The organism is Senegalimassilia sp., from assembly GCF_977052095.1.
Genome location: NZ_CDRSTZ010000016.1, coordinates 1 through 13,791, shown reverse-complemented (window position 1 = coordinate 13,791; position 13,791 = coordinate 1). Strand labels below are relative to the sequence as shown.

General features: G+C 56.7%; 10 protein-coding genes. 6 read left to right on the top strand and 4 right to left on the bottom strand.

All coding sequences use genetic code 11. From position 1 onward, the window contains the following. Window positions 1–583 precede the first annotated feature (583 nt). From ACWI6D_RS04800 to ACWI6D_RS04790, 3 genes are all read left to right on the top strand, one after another. The gene (locus ACWI6D_RS04800; RefSeq protein WP_449133855.1) at window positions 584–1,699 is read left to right on the top strand and encodes a 5-methyltetrahydropteroyltriglutamate--homocysteine S-methyltransferase; all 1,116 of its coding nucleotides are present in this window, start codon (window positions 584–586) and stop codon (window positions 1,697–1,699) included. A 753-nt stretch (window positions 1,700–2,452) separates the two neighbouring features. Continuing rightward, on the top strand, window positions 2,453–3,196 hold the full coding sequence (locus ACWI6D_RS04795) for a MerR family transcriptional regulator (RefSeq protein ID WP_449133854.1): 744 nt from the start codon (window positions 2,453–2,455) through the stop codon (window positions 3,194–3,196). Between the two features lie 22 nt (window positions 3,197–3,218). Next, entirely contained in the window at window positions 3,219–4,085 is an 867-nt protein-coding gene (locus tag ACWI6D_RS04790; RefSeq protein WP_449133853.1) for a hypothetical protein, read from the top strand. Between the two features lie 139 nt (window positions 4,086–4,224). Here the strand turns inward: ACWI6D_RS04790 and ACWI6D_RS04785 are convergent, their stop codons facing one another. Further along, window positions 4,225–4,440 carry a helix-turn-helix domain-containing protein gene (locus tag ACWI6D_RS04785; RefSeq protein WP_129424789.1) on the bottom strand — a complete coding sequence of 72 codons (216 nt, stop codon included), beginning with the start codon at window positions 4,438–4,440 and terminating at the stop codon, window positions 4,225–4,227. A gap of 121 nt (window positions 4,441–4,561) precedes the next feature. Between ACWI6D_RS04785 and ACWI6D_RS04780 the strand changes: the two genes are divergently transcribed. Then, window positions 4,562–6,403: a hypothetical protein gene (locus ACWI6D_RS04780; RefSeq protein WP_449133852.1), complete on the top strand. Its 1,842-nt coding sequence runs from the start codon at window positions 4,562–4,564 to the stop codon at window positions 6,401–6,403. 35 nt (window positions 6,404–6,438) lie between these two features. Continuing rightward, on the top strand, window positions 6,439–8,487 hold the full coding sequence (locus ACWI6D_RS04775) for a hypothetical protein (RefSeq protein WP_449133851.1): 2,049 nt from the start codon (window positions 6,439–6,441) through the stop codon (window positions 8,485–8,487). Between the two features lie 174 nt (window positions 8,488–8,661). On the opposite strand, the gene ACWI6D_RS04770 is transcribed toward ACWI6D_RS04775, so the two are convergent. From ACWI6D_RS04770 to ACWI6D_RS04760, 3 genes are all read right to left on the bottom strand, one after another. After that, window positions 8,662–8,922 carry a hypothetical protein gene (locus ACWI6D_RS04770; RefSeq protein WP_449133850.1) on the bottom strand — a complete coding sequence of 87 codons (261 nt, stop codon included), beginning with the start codon at window positions 8,920–8,922 and terminating at the stop codon, window positions 8,662–8,664. Between the two features lie 461 nt (window positions 8,923–9,383). Beyond that, complete coding sequence (cgr1, locus tag ACWI6D_RS04765; protein WP_449133849.1) at window positions 9,384–10,055, bottom strand: cytochrome c-type protein Cgr1; 672 nt, start codon at window positions 10,053–10,055, stop codon at window positions 9,384–9,386. A gap of 30 nt (window positions 10,056–10,085) precedes the next feature. Then, window positions 10,086–11,729 carry an FAD-dependent oxidoreductase gene (locus ACWI6D_RS04760; RefSeq protein ID WP_449133848.1) on the bottom strand — a complete coding sequence of 548 codons (1,644 nt, stop codon included), beginning with the start codon at window positions 11,727–11,729 and terminating at the stop codon, window positions 10,086–10,088. Window positions 11,730–12,071: 342 nt separating this feature from the next. Between ACWI6D_RS04760 and ACWI6D_RS04755 the strand changes: the two genes are divergently transcribed. Next, window positions 12,072–13,541 (top strand): response regulator transcription factor, encoded by a 1,470-nt coding sequence (locus tag ACWI6D_RS04755; RefSeq protein ID WP_449133847.1) that lies wholly within the window; start codon window positions 12,072–12,074, stop codon window positions 13,539–13,541. The last annotated feature ends 250 nt before the right edge of the window (window positions 13,542–13,791 follow it).

Genomic DNA, 13,791 nt, shown 5'->3' with positions numbered 1-13,791 from the left:
CTATTAGTTTGCCCTGTTGTTTAGCGCTGCCCGAAATGATTCTGCCAATTTTGGCGCTTCTGCGTTGCGCGTACGATGCGCGTCTACATATAAGCCCGGCACCTTTCGAAAGCCGAAACGCATCTTACCTGGAAACTTTCGACAGCCGATACGCACTTTGCCCGGCAACCCTCAGAACTCGACAAGCGCCTTGCGTAACAACTCTCGACAGATGAAATACTTTCTGCGCCCCCGCCTGGAGCTGCCATGCGAAGTCATCGAAGGGCGCGCCGTGCTCCCGCTGTATTCCATAGTTTTTAGCTATGGAAGACTCAACAAGATTGCTATTTCACAAGAATGGAAAGGTGAGTCATACTGCTTGCTCGTGAAATCGATTCCATATCGCTTGTGCTCGAGCAGTGCGGCGCGGGTGCAAAAGCCACCGCCGTGTCCACGACGCAAGCAGCCCACAAGCCAAAGGCTCTGGGCAAGGCAAACCCGCATACGGGGAAATCAGAGCGGATTCCGACCTTCTGTCCCAATCCCGCCGTAGGCCAGCCTTGGTTTCGCAGAGCCAATGAAACACCAGATGAAAGGCACCCTCATGACGAATTGCGGACCGAATAAGTACGACGTTGTCGGCAGCTTCCTGCGCCCCGCCAAGCTCAAGGAGGCGCGCGAGGCCTTCGCCGCCGGCACGCTCGACGCCACAGCGCTCAAAGCGGTCGAGGACGAATGCATCACCGACCTGATTGCAAAAGAGAAGACCGCCGGCCTGCGCTTCATCACCGACGGCGAGTTCCGCCGCGCCACGTGGCACCTCGACTTCATGTGGGCGTTCGATGGCATCGGCCATGCCGCCACGAAAGACGGCCTACCCTTCCACGACGAGGCTGCCAAAATCGACGACACGTTCCTGACCGGCAAGGTTGTGCTCACCACCGAGCACCCGTTCGTCGAACACTACCGCTTCGTGGCGCAATTCGAGGACGAGCAGACCACGGCGAAGCTGACTATCCCGGCGCCCGCCCAGTTCATCGAGCAGTTCATCATGCCCATGAATCGCGAAGCAACCGAGGCGCACTACGCTGACGATGTCGCGCTTGAAGACGATATCGTTGCTGCATATGGCCAGTTCATCAGCCAGCTTTACGCAGCCGGCTGCCGGAATCTGCAGTTCGATGACTGCTCGTGGGGCTGCCTGGTAGACCCGAAGGCCGAGATGTTCTTCGGCACGGATCAGGCGGGGCTTGCGCGCATCAAGGAGCAGCTGCTGCGCATCAACAACCGCGTGCTCGACGCAGCGCCGGCCGACCTGCGCATCAACACGCACGTGTGCCGCGGCAACTTCCACAGCACGTGGGCCTGCGAGGGCGGCTACGACGGCGTGGCCGATGCACTGCTGGCAAACGAGCACGTCAACGCCTTCTTCCTGGAATTCGACGACGAGCGCTCCGGCAGCTTCGCGCCGCTGGCCAGCGTACCGGCCGGCAAGCAGGTGGTGCTGGGCCTCATCACCACGAAACGCGCCGAGCTTGAGAACAAGCAAGCCGTCATCGACCGCATCCATGAAGCGGCGAAGTACGTACCGCTTGAGAACCTGTGCCTGTCGCCCCAGTGCGGCTTCGCCAGCTGCGAAATCGGCAACAAGCTCACCGAAGAGCAACAGTGGGCGAAAGTGGCTCTGGTGCGCGAAATCGCCGAAGAAGTGTGGGGCTAACGGAAGCCGAGCATTCCCTCTTCCGTCAACTGAATCGACGTAGCGAAACAAAACTGTCAACTGTTTCGACTTTGCGTTCAAGCGACCAACCGACTCGGACGCAAGCAGAAAACGCGGGGTTGAGCATTCGGCTCAACCCCGCGTTCGTTACATGCATTTATGCTTAGTGCCTCTCGGTTGACGATGGTTTCCGGTCAAGTTGCATTTCGGTTGCAAAAGATTCTTGCACGATTTGCTGGAGTGGTTCGGCAGTTCAGGAACTCGTAAAAATGGCCATTGTTGGGCAATATTTTGAGATTCTGAATGGCTGATTTCTACTCACCTGTTTGATCGCCCTGATTTCTTATCGCCTATTCCAAGAATCCCTTCGTTGATTACATATTTTGATGCTCAGTTTCGCCCTGGCGGTGACTGGCGAAAACACTCATTCAGCTGTTTCGCTGTTTGTCCCAAATTCCTTCAGCTTCTCGGGATATTGCCCAACAGTGGCCACTTTTTCGAAAAGCTGAACATTATTTGCTGTGCCTTCCTCCTTGGCGCCCGGCTGGACCGTATTCGCAGATTTTGCACGCCCTATAGCGAAAGGGCCCTTGGGCCGAAGTCGCTAGGAAAGGACTGCATATGCGAACACCAAGCGCATCGCCGCCTAAAGTACGGGAAATCAAAGCAGAGGACACTCTCGCGAGTTCATCGCCGAATCCCGCTTGCTGTTCAAGCGTTGAACAGATTTGCTGGAACTCGGGAGGACGGCAGATGAACAACGCACACGAGCACGGTGGCTGGACGATTTCGGAGATTGAACGCCTGACAGGCTTGCCGCGGCGCGACATCCAGCGCTGCTGCTACAGCGGGAAAGGAGGGCTTGGCATTATAAAACCCCAGGACAGTACGTGGGGAAGAAGAACCTATAGCGCATGTGATGTCGCCACGCTGTTCGTGGTCCGCCTGGAAAAGCAGCAGGGGCTGAGTCTTCCTGAAATTGGCGATAAATTGCGTAAGCGTCCAGCAATCGGAAGCGAGGCGGAGCCCGGGCTGTTGGCCGTGCACATAGCAAGGCTGAAAGAGCAACAAGAAGAGGTTGCTGGGCAGCTGTTGGCCGCACGAGCGTTGCTGATGGCTTCGCAGGGTGCAGAACCGTTGTTGGCTGGCGAGCTTGTCGAGAACGAAATCGATGCGCAGGTGATTGAGGCCCTTCGCAAGATGGCGGACGAAGAGGCAGAGCAGATCGATGAGCATGCCGACCGTGTTGCCTGTCGCGGGTGGTTGCTTCGCTCTTTTGCGCCGCTTGCGGGAGCCGCTCATTTTTCTGAAGCATCAGAGCGCGCCGCGCTTGCGCTTGCTGGCGCGATTGACAGTATCCATGAACGCTACAACGTGGCGCATGTTGCCGCAAAGAAGATTCTGAACTGGGCATTTACTGCACCCGGTATGTCCGTGGTCGTTGACGTTTGGCTTGGACCGGGAACTTACGAGCTGCTTTTGCGGACGCTTCATTAGTTCGCGGCTATAAGGATTACGAATGAAAGGAACCATTATGAAACAGGCGATTATCGCTGCAACAAGCGCCGCAATGCTTGCGCTTGCTCTTACGCTTGCGGGTTGTGCCGCACCTCAAGACCAGCAATCGAACGTCGAGCAGAAAGTTAGCGAGGCTCAGCAGGAAACGGCTGTTCAACAAAGCGAATCGATTAAGCCTTCTCCCGATAAGTACACGTGGTACGTCAAAGACTATCGCGGGATGAACGCGGCATCTGTTGGCTATACCGCTTTAGATGAGTTGCGTCACGACCGATATGGTGACGGTACCCTGGGAATTGTGTACGTCAGCGCGGATGGATCGTACATTAACCCGACGGACGAAGAAAGCTTGAAGCAGTACGTTGTTTACGATCAAAACCTCAAGCCCAATACCGAGATAAAGCTTGAATTTCTGAAGCAGGAAGACGGGACCGAATACGACAATCTCGTGGCAAGCGAGTCTCAGGAAGAGGTCGTGCTTGCGGTAAAGAAAATTGGGGAAGCTGACGCTACGGCACCGTGCATGACTGCAATTGATTCCTCGCCAGATAAGTACACGCGTGCGCTGCGGGATTATGTTGGGCGCAATCTCGCATCGTGCGGATATATCAGCATGGCAGGCTCCCTTGCTGACCATTACGGTAGCGGATACATCACGATGAATGTGCTATCCGGCGATGGAAGCTACATTGAGCTTGATGACAAGGATTCTCTGGCTGACTATGTGGTAGTTGGGCAAAGCATGCAGCCGAACACCATGATCACCATGGAGTTCAGCAAGAAAGCCGACGGCACGGAATACGACAACCTTGTGAGCAGCCAAAGTGTGAAGTCGCTGGACCTGAAAGTTGTCAAGCTGAATTCCTGATGCCTGCGCAATTCGAGGAACATCTATGAGCTAGAAAGTTTTGGATACGGGCCGATGCGAAAGTGTCGGCCTGATTTGGCTCGGCCGGCGCGTGCGTAAGCCTTTCGGGGGGGGGTGGAAATACCGGGGTTTGTGCCGGCTAGAAGTCGATCAGGTCGCGCACGTTCACTTCAAGGGCATCGGCCAGGCGGCACAGGATGTCGAGGCCCACGTTCACGGTGCCGTTTTCGATTTGCCAAATGTGCGTTTGATTCGAGCCAATCATCAGAGCAAGCTTGCGCTGGGACAGCCCTTGCTGTTCCCGTAGCGCCTTTATGCGCTCGCCCAACCGTTTTCTGCGCTCGTCTGTATTCATAAGCGCATCGTAAAAGCTACAATGTTTAGGGTGACTTGCTATAGCAAGTCACCCAGCAAACGCCCAAACGAACCGCACGGGAAGCGGTGTCGAGGGAACGGGAAGCAACGCGCATCTGTTTGTGTGCAGGGAAGAAGGCGAGATGCATCATTTATCTGGGAGCGCAAAACTGGAAGCAAGTGCACGATTCTATGCGCGATACGCACTTGGCGCGTTGGTCCTGATTACGGTTCTGTTCTGTTTCGCGAAGTTTGCGAATACTCTGTCGATGCTTGCGTTCTCGCTTGTGCTGGCCTTGTTGACAGCAATTGCAACCCCTACGTTTGCGTATGTGCTCTTCGCCACCAAGCTGCACAATCGCAGCCTGCTGAGCGAAACGGGCTTTTTCGCGAAAACTACACGCGGCAAGGCCGTTCGCATTTTTGTATCGTTCGTCTTGTCCCTTGCGGCAATGGTCGGGCTACTGTTTTCTGTTGTTCGTTGGGGGCAGGCCGAATGGGCAATTGCGCTTGTCGGCGCCGCAGCGTGCCCGTTCGTTTTTATGCTGGCGAACAAGATTTCGGCGCATGAGTTCAAGCTGGCTTTCGAGAAAACCGGTACGCTCGTACTTGGCGGAGTGCTTCTCACGTTGGCGATTGGCGTCGCATCTGCCGTTGTCTTTGCCAATACGCCGGCGCCTCAGTTCAATAGCGTGCTCGAATCCTTTTTGGCAAACGAAAATCCCTTCGGCGAATCCTCTTCGGTGCTGCTGGCCGATGCGGGGTTGCTGACCACCTATACCGATACGGTGCTGACCTGCTTGCTTTCGCATGTTGCCGATGCATCGTGGAGCGGCTACGTTAGCGCGCAGGTTTTGCTCACGGTGTTTTCGATTGGCGGTTTCGTCAATCTGCTTTGCGCGTGCATGATGCCCGATTGCGTTTACGAGCTATTCCTTCCGCTTGCCGATGTTGACGAGCTGGAAGAAAGCCTCCGGCAGCGCAAGCCGCAAGTTGGGCTGATTGTGCTGACTATCGTTCTTGCGGTTGTTCCTTTGGCGGCAGGTTTGGGGGCCGAGGCGAAAGCTGCTGAAATCGAGTCGATCGAGGGCATTTCGCAAGGAAAGCAATTCGTGCAGGATCAAATCGGCGTCGCGGTGTATATGATCGATGGCAAGACGTACGATCAAGAAGCTGTCGAAATGGTGCTGGCCGATATGGCTAGCGAGTCGTCCGAGCTGACCAATCGTGTGCAAAATACGCTTGTTCCCCTGATCAACGCGTCGTTTGACAAGCGCATTCAGAACATCGACAACTACCTTGATTGGTACTATTCGCTTTCGGCGGATTATGAGCGCGTCATCCGCACCTTTACCGGCAGTCTTGAAGAAGAGCTGAAAGACCAGCTGGCCGCGTCACTTGCCGAGGGCATCGACGATTCCGAGCTTAACGACGAGATGCAAACGTGTACTGAGCTGGCCGCCAAGTTGCAGGAGGAGCTCGAGACGCGGCTTGCGGCTTGCGAGGTGACCACTGTTCCCGATTGGCTTCGGAAGCCGGCCGAGTTCGACCCGAAACGGCTTACGGAAATAAAGCAGCCGTCGGAAAAGCTCATGGAAGATAACCAGCGCATCATTGCCAGCGTCGGGGGCGGTGCGGCTGGCGGCTACATCGCGAAGAAGGTTTTCGATCGCGTTGTCGGGAAAGAAGCGATTGCGAAGATGGTGACGACGTTGGCGAGGTCCCTGGGGGTGAAAACGGCATCGTCGGCAATCGGCGGCGCTGCTGGAAGCGTTGCGCCCGTTGTCGGCAACGCTGCGGGCTTCGTTGCCGGCGCAGCAATCGGGACCGGCATCGACTACGCGCTGCTCAAAGCTGACGAGGCTCAAAACCGCCAAACCTACCACGACGAGATTGCAGAAGCCATCGAACAGCAACGAGCAGAAACCCTCGCCGCACTCCCGCAGGCACCGCAGGGGGAGTAAGCTGATGCAGCGTCATCTTTGGGAAAGGATTGGCTATGGGATTTGGATTTGATATCGGGAACGTGCTCGGGAAAGCAGCAGAAGCAGCAGAGAATGCGAGAAAGGCTGCCGAGGACGCAGCTAAGGCCGCTGGCGGTGCTATCTCGGATGCGGCTTCATCAGCCGGTGAAACTATTGCCGGTGCCGCTTCTGTAGCTGGGGATGCAATTGTGAATGCGACGGGAGAGGCCGCGCAAGCTACAGGAAAAGTTGCCGGTGCGGTAGCTGAAGGTGTTTCGGTTGTTGGGGAGAACGTGGCATCCTCGGATGCTGGAAAAGCGGCAAAAGAAATCGCCAACACGGCTGCTCAGGGCCTTACTGCTGCTGGTTCAGCATTTGCGGAAAGCGATGCTGGAAAAGTCGCTATCGGGCTTGCCGGGGTGGCTTCGTCTACTGCATCCCAAGTTGCGCATAGCGTTGCGGGTGCGGCAGGGCAGGCGGCTTCTGCTGCTGGTGGCGCTATCGATGCGGGCATCAAAACCATCCAGGAGAACTCTTTTTCTGCTCGATTGAAAAGAGAACGCATTTCTGGGTTTCGCGACGGAATTAAACAAGGAGCTTACCTCGCTGGCGAAAAAAGATACAATTTTATATACGCGTATGTATGTACGCTTTGCTATTTCCTTAAGGTTGACGGTGAATTTTCCGAAGACGAGGAAGCTTGGTTGCGGGATGGCCTCGATTATTTAAAACTTGATGGTGGTCTACCCGAGAATGCGAAAGAAGAAATCCAGTTAATTGCCGATAACGATGACGTTTCGTTTGATGATGTAAAACAACGCTTGGATAAGGTAAGTATCGTCTCTCTTGATTCTATTGCTGAGCAGATACAGGTTGCTATCGAAGCAGATGGTAAGGTTACCGAAGAAGAAGAGCACGCAAACCGTCTTTTCGCAGACTACATTGCTGCTAGGGTTGCTTGCGTTACGGTAAATAATGAATGGGCATCAAAAGCCGTTGAGCAATCTGTTCGGGAATATGGCGAACACCTCGATCGAGTTAACCGCGAATTCAAAGAGAAGACGAAGCTCCAGGATGCCGACGCGGCTTTTCTTATTGGCGCAACCGCCGTGCAGGTAATGCGTGTGCTCGTGATAAACGCATTGACCGAAGTCGAAGTTGCAGGACAAAGCAACTCGAAGGAGACGTTTCTTCATAATGCTCAGGAAGACTTATTCAATCGGTTTGACAGTCAAGGTCACAGTTCTGGTCGCCTCTATGCTTCCAAAGAGCATATTCTGAATGCTCGAGGGGTTCCATACGATGCGACTCGCTATGAAGAAACAAATTTTAAGCTTTTTAAAGGAGCTAACCATCGATTTGCAACGTTGGGGCATGATCCTATTCTTGGGCTCATATTTGGAACGTCCAACATTATGACGAATACAATTACGTGCGTTAAAGAAATAAATGCATTTGGCATTGGTGCACGTATTCCCGTTACGCATATTGTTGAATATGATGTCTTCGGAAGGAACCCTCAGATAGATGAACCGGTTGGGACGATCGAGATGTTGATTAGCGCGGGGAGAAGGGTCGTCAGCGAGCCTGATGCCGCAGCCTGCGCGTTGATAAAACAGCTGATTCATATCGGGACGGATTTATATACGCCATGTGGAATTCAGATTCCTTTCGCAAACCTTGTCCTAGATAAAGCGCATGCGGAAAAGCTGACTTCCTACATTAGCACCGGAGATTTGCTAAAAGTTGGCGTGCAAACAGGTCTTACAGTTTTTATCAATTGGCTTGTGGCGTCACTTCATGCATGCACGTTTGCTGACAACGAAAATGAATCAGACACTGAAACAAAAATGCACCAAGTAAGGACAAAAAAGATATTGTTGATATCGAACGCAATAGCAACTTCTAGCAGCATCGTTCAATCAACGGTAACTAGCAATCCTAAATGCTTGGATATCGGTGGAGCTGCGGTGCTCGTATATCAGCTGTTTACGAGTGCGGCATTTGTTTCAAAGCTCAAGGAAGAGTACGTGAATTCAGAGCTAGGTGCGATTTATGATGATCGAGCGGCGGGTTTGCTGTAACGCTTAAAAGCGAAGCAAGTGCTAGATTTCTTCCTCACGTCCCCGCCTGAGTGAATTCACCCAGGCGGGGATTGCCGAACTACGCTTTCGCGTATTGATTCCGATTGAATTGGGCCAATAGGAAAATGGGTTCTGAGATGTAACATTTTGTCCAGCTAGAAATAAAAGCTTGATCTACCCCAACAACCACTTCCAGGCTGGCGTTACGTGAATCACGTCTTCGGGGATGTTGATGCTTGATTCTTCGTCGAGTGTAACTATGGTTGCGGCGTCCTTTTCGAAGCGTGACATGGCTTCTTGCAGCGCGGAGACTTCGCGCTGGCGCGTAGCTTTGTTTTCCATGTTTAAGGACACTTGTATCAGCTCGTAGGCAATTCCAAACGCTTCATCGCCTTCGATGAAGTCTATTTCCTTACCGGATTTCAACTTCAGCAACGCAATGGACCCCACTCGTGAAGACGCGCGGCGCCTCATTTCTAGGTACACTGCCGTCTCAAGCGCCCTGGTCAGGCCGTCGCTTGTTACGGGGGCTAGCGCGCACGGCACATGGCAATTCTTTCGGTATCGACGATGCGTCGCGCAGCAATATCCCAACCGGGAACTTCCTCAATTTCGTTGAAGAAAAGGTAGGTTCCTTGCGAGTGGTTTGATAGGTGTTTCATAACCTGTAACAGATTTTTACAGTTTCGGGCCAAAACTGTAAAAATCTGTTACAGGTCGGGTGGGCTATGGGGGTGAATCGCCTTGGTCGGTCGCACCTTGCTTGGCCTCTGAATGCGCGAAACCCGCAGGTGGGAATTCCTGACCTGCGGGTTACGCGTTTGTGCGCCTGTGTCGAACGCTGTTGTTGCTACATTACTCGAAGCGGCTCGCTTGCGGTCGCTTTCGCCAGCAACCTACTGCTCGTCGGTTATACCGGCGGCTTCCTCGAGCAGCTTGCTGTCGGTGTAGCTCAGCCAGCCGTCGGGCACTACGGCGTCGGTGTGGCACTGCGAGCAGTAGTTCACGCTGGCGCGGTGAGCCTTGTGGCACGTGGTGCACTTCTGCTCGCCATGCTGCGGCGTGTGCGGGTTGATCTTGCCCATCCACGCCGTCTTCTTCTCCAACTCGTCGCGGGTGTAGGGGTGGCAGCTCGAATTCATGCAGAACTCGTCGGAGTTCTCAAGGCCGCGTGCCTCCACCAGCTGCGTGGCCGTGCGCTCGTCAAGCGGGCTGTCGAAGTTGCCGCTGATCCACTCGGTGCCCTCGGTCATCTGCTCGTCAAGCTGCGGCACGTGGCAGTCCATGCAGGTCTTGCCCACCTGGTTGTGCACGGCGGCCAACATGCTGCCGGCGTCTTCCACCTCGTTGCCCCACTTGTCGGTGGCCGGCTGACCAGGTACGGCCTCGAACGTGGGCAGGTAGGGATCCATCGGGTCGTGGCAGATGGCGTTGCAGAAGCTGGGCTGCTCGTGCCACACCATGAAGCCGGCGCCGGCCACCACCAACACAGCCACGATGCACCCGAGCGTGATGCCTAGCCGCTTGCGCTTCTCGCACGCGCGCTTAGGTCCTTGCGATTCGCTCATCGCTTATCTCCTTTCGATACGGGCGCGCCCTTAAGCGATGCCCAGCACGTTTCGGACGGCGATGCGGCCGAACGCGCAGCATTCGCCCAGGTTGCCGCCGCCGTTGTACATGTCGCACCACACGCTGCCGAATTCGCCGGCGCTGTACAGATTCGGAATCACGTCGCCGTTAAGGTCGAGGATCTGCGCATGCTCGTTGCGGCGCGGGCCGCCGTCGGTGTTGAGCATCGTGGTCGAGCAGTGGCACGCATGGAACGGGGCGCCCTTAATCGGGGTCAGCGTCTTAGCCGGACGGAAGAACGCCGGGTCATAGCCGTCTTCGCAGTACTTGTTCCACTGCTCGACGGTCTTCACCAGCTCGGCCTTGTTGATGCCGGCCTTGTCCGCCAGCTCCTCGATGGTGTCGGCGGTGAAGCCGTAGCCTTCGCTGGACGGCTCGAAGTTCGGGGCGGTGGAGTAGGCCATCATCTTCTTGTAGCCCTCGTCGTCCAGGATGTACCACGTGGTCTTCGGCATGGGCAGGTGCGGCCATTCGCCACCGAACTGCATGTGGCCGTGGCGGCTGCCCACGTTGATGTTGAGCGGGTTCTGGTCGATGACCTCCCAGTCGTGCTCGTGGTCGGAATCCCAGTCCATGAAGAAGCGGCGGCCGTTTTCGGCAACGGTGATGCCGTACTGCTTCGGCGTGCGCATGGTCACGTCCTCGCCTTCGATGGGCGAAACGCTCGTCCACATGCCGGCGCAGCTGTTCATGTGCCACATGTCGGCGCCGATGCGAGCGCAGATGTAGTGGCCGTCGCCGGTGTTCATGCGACCGGCGATGCAGCGCGCGGTGGCGGCGGACAGATAGTCGGCGCGCATCTGCTTGTTGTTCTCGAAGCCGCCGCAGCACATGATGACGCCCTTGTTCGCCTTCACGTACACGGTCTGGCCCTCGTAGGTGTACACGCCGCCGAGGATGGCCTTGCTCTCGGGGTCCTGGATGAGCGCCGTCAGCGGGGCGTTCAGCTTGTGCGTGATGTTCGGGTCGTCGGCGATGACGGAGTTCACGAACTTGATGACGTGGTCGTACTTCTCGTCGTTGAAGAACAGCACGCCCAGGTTGTAGCCGTGCGGCAGCTCGGCATACTCGGGGTAGCACGTGTCGCCGGTGCCGGGGTGGAAGTGCTCCGTGGCCTTGAAGTAGCCTTCCTTGAAGCCGGGCAGACTTTCCAGCCACTTGCGGTTCTCGTGGATGCCCTCGGCGAACGCATCGAGCACCGCGTCGGGCGTGTTGTCCATCTCGCCGCGCAGCTCGTAGAGGTACTGGCGGAAGCCTTCGGCGTGCTCGTCGTCGGTCCACAGCACGCGGCCGGCGGAAAACGGGCTGTCGCCGTCGCCGAGCACCAGCGCGCCCTTCTCAAGCAACAGCGCCTTGGCGCCGTTGCCCTCGGTGGCCACCGTTGCCGCAGCCGCCTGGCCGGCAAGGCCGCCGCCGACGATCAGCACGTCGGTCTCTTCGTCCCAGTCGATCTCGCCGATAGATTGCGCGAAGTTGTTCTTGTTGGGTTCCTTGCCCTTTGCCGTGCATCCGCCAAGTGCTGCGGCGGCCGTGCCCGCAAGCAGGGTTGCGCCCGCTGCCTTGATGAAGCTGCGACGCGATTGCGTCAGGTTCAGATCGGCCATCGAATCCATCTTCGTCCCTTTCCGTGAATTCTTGTTCCCACGTTCGTGGCTGATGAGCACGTTACGCGGCTGCCGACCGGGCATCTTCACCCGCAGCTGGGGCTTCCCATGCGCAAAAACGGGTGAAATCGCTCCTACCCGAAGCGGGTGAGAAGGTTGTTTGCGCAGGTCAAGCGAATGCTTACCAAAGTGGTTTGCGCTTAAGCACATTTGCGAGGTTTTGGGGCGTTGTGAAAAAATATAGCGGCAAATTTTCGTATAGATAAGGAAAATAGTCACTGAATTAGGGGTTCGACCTTACTTCAGCATGCTATGATGCCGTCTAAAACAAGCAGGGAAGAGGGGAGCGGCATGGCAAAAGAGAGCGTTCAAAGCGCAAAGGCATCGCGCGCGCGAACTGTGCAAGCCGACAAGTCGAAGGCTGGCCAGAAGAAGGCGGACAGCGCTGCCGCCAAGCCGGCCGCCAAGCCGCGCCTGGCTTCTATTGGCATTTGTTGCACGCTGGCGTGGGCGTTTCTTATCAACGCTGCCGGCGGCGAAGCGCCCACCGGCCAGCTTTCGTGGCAGGTTTCCTACTTCGCGTTGGCTGTTGCTATGGTGGCGTTCGGCTTCATCGCGCGCAGCAAGCCCGCGTTCGTGGAGTCGCCGGCGGCAGGCTACGTTGCCGCGGTGGCCGGCGCTTTCGGCGCCGCCGCGCTGCTGTTCTCTAGCGTCACGCCCGCGCTTGACGCGCTTGAGTACCCCGCCACCATCGTATGCTCGTGCGTGCTGGGCTGGTTGTACCTGCAGTGGGGCGCTTTCTACACGGGCGTGAACTTGCGCATGGCTATTGGCTGCCTGTTCATTGGCAACATTGCTGCGTCGGTGCTGAAGTGCGCGGCACACTTCAGCCCCTTCCCGCTTATGTGCGCTATCACTATGGCGCTGCCCGTGGCTTCAGTGCTGTTGTGCCGCATGGCGCTCATTGACGCGCCTGCCGGCGGGCGGGCCGATGTGCGATTTGAGTCCCACAACCTACGCGGTCTGTGGAAGGTGGCGGTTGCGGCGGCGGTGCTCAGCTACGTTACCGCGTTTTTGGTGGGTACGTCGTTCGGCAACCAAAGCGCCGCGGCGGCCGACGCATTTCTGCTGGGCCGGGCGTTCGAGGTGCTTATCTCGGGCGTGGTGTTGGCGGTGGTGATTGGTGCGAACCGCGCGTTCAACTTCGCTCAGCTGTGGCGCATCGTACTGACGGTGCTGGCCCTCGATGTGCTCAGCCAGGCGCTGTTGCCGCAGATCACCGTCATTCGTTGCGTGGAAAGCAGCGCATGGGATTTGCTGGTGCTTCTCACGTGGCTGACGGTTATCGACATCGCCCGCCACGCGAAGGCTGACCGTAACGTGGTCATCGGCGTGGGCTGGGCGGTGTACGCTGCTTCATTTGCGGCGGGCTCGGTGCATTCCAGCTGGTTTTCGTCGGGCAGTTTTGGAATCGCGTTCACCACGCTGCTGATGTTTGCGCTGGCCATGGTGGGTACGTTTTTCCTGGAAGTGCGCGACCAGGATACGAAGTGGATTTTCGCCGAGCTGTCTGGCGAACGTGTGAGCGCGCCGCAAGATCACCGCAGCATCGACGAGCGCTGCGATGCCATCGGCGCCGAACGCGGCCTGACGCCGCGAGAGCTCGAGGTCATGAAGATGCTGTGCAAGGGCCGCACGAAGTCCTACATCGCAGAAACGCTGTACCTGACGGAAAACACCGTGCGCAGCCACACGAAGCACATCTACACGAAGCTCGACGTTCACAGCAAGCAAGAACTGATGGACCTGGTGGGCGCGTAATGGGGCCTTGGCAAATAAGGTGGCGCGCCCTTTGGGCGCTATCTATGAGGTGCGGAGCTTTCGCTCCGCGCTACGGGAGCGTTCGCAAACCCAAGTTCATTCGCAGGTCAACTCCGTAGCGTCTACCGAAAGGTCGACACCTCATAGAAAGCGCCGCAGGCGCGCCACCAATTTCTCAAGGCGCCCGCAAAACGCGGCGCCCGCTTCCTAAAACGCCCTCGGCGCACTTTCGCTCAACGCGGGGCGAGCG

Bases quoted from the DNA above. Each gene is read 5' to 3' on its own strand.
- ACWI6D_RS04760 (WP_449133848.1), bottom strand. From the start codon at position 11,729: ATGGATTCGATGGCCGATCTGAACCTGACGCAATCGCGTCGCAGCTTC.
- ACWI6D_RS04775 (WP_449133851.1), top strand. From the start codon at position 6,439: ATGGGATTTGGATTTGATATCGGGAACGTGCTCGGGAAAGCAGCAGAA.
- cgr1 (WP_449133849.1), bottom strand. From the start codon at position 10,055: ATGAGCGAATCGCAAGGACCTAAGCGCGCGTGCGAGAAGCGCAAGCGG.
- ACWI6D_RS04795 (WP_449133854.1), top strand. From the start codon at position 2,453: ATGAACAACGCACACGAGCACGGTGGCTGGACGATTTCGGAGATTGAA.
- ACWI6D_RS04755 (WP_449133847.1), top strand. From the start codon at position 12,072: ATGGCAAAAGAGAGCGTTCAAAGCGCAAAGGCATCGCGCGCGCGAACT.
- ACWI6D_RS04800 (WP_449133855.1), top strand. From the start codon at position 584: ATGACGAATTGCGGACCGAATAAGTACGACGTTGTCGGCAGCTTCCTG.
- ACWI6D_RS04785 (WP_129424789.1), bottom strand. From the start codon at position 4,440: ATGAATACAGACGAGCGCAGAAAACGGTTGGGCGAGCGCATAAAGGCG.
- ACWI6D_RS04790 (WP_449133853.1), top strand. From the start codon at position 3,219: ATGAAAGGAACCATTATGAAACAGGCGATTATCGCTGCAACAAGCGCC.